Below are 560 nucleotides of genomic sequence, written 5' to 3'. Positions count from 1 at the left end.
ATGCCCAGCAGTTCCTGCCAGATTTCGGCCAGCAGCGATTCTTCAGCGTTACGCGGAGCTGTGTAGCCGGTATCGGACAGCGAATCGTCCGCCGGCTCTGGTAATACTGCCCGGTTTACTTTGCCGTTGGCAGTTAAAGGAATACTATCCAGCACTACCCACACCGCCGGCACCATATACTCCGGAAGCCGGTCCTGCAGCCAGGATACCGTCGCCTCCCGGTCAAAGCCACCGCTAGCGCTTACATAGCCCACCAGGCGTTTATGACCGTTGGCATCTGCCCTGGCCATCACCACGCCCTGTTTCACCAGGCCGCTCTGCTGCAGCACACTTTCTATCTCACCCAGTTCTATTCGATAGCCGCGGATCTTCACCTGGTCATCCACGCGGCCCAGGTATTCTATATTGCCGTCTGGCAGCCACCGCGCCAGGTCGCCCGTGCGGTACATGCTGCCGTTAGTTTCAAAAGGATGCGGTATGAACTTCTCTGCCGTCAGCGCGGGCTGATTCAGGTAGCCCATGGCCACCTGTATACCGCTGACGCACAGCTCCCCTGCAAC

1 protein-coding gene is annotated in these 560 nt (G+C 58.8%); it reads right to left on the bottom strand.

Annotation, left to right across the window (positions count from 1 at the left end):
- Positions 1-560 (bottom strand): AMP-binding enzyme (locus GWG06_RS30390; RefSeq protein WP_160718181.1); only part of this gene is annotated, 560 nt, incomplete at both ends.

It is taken from the genome of Chitinophaga solisilvae, assembly GCF_009928525.1.
Classification (GTDB): domain Bacteria; phylum Bacteroidota; class Bacteroidia; order Chitinophagales; family Chitinophagaceae; genus Chitinophaga; species Chitinophaga solisilvae.
The sequence above is the reverse complement of the archived record's forward strand: the minus strand, read 5'-3'. Positions and strand labels throughout refer to the sequence as shown.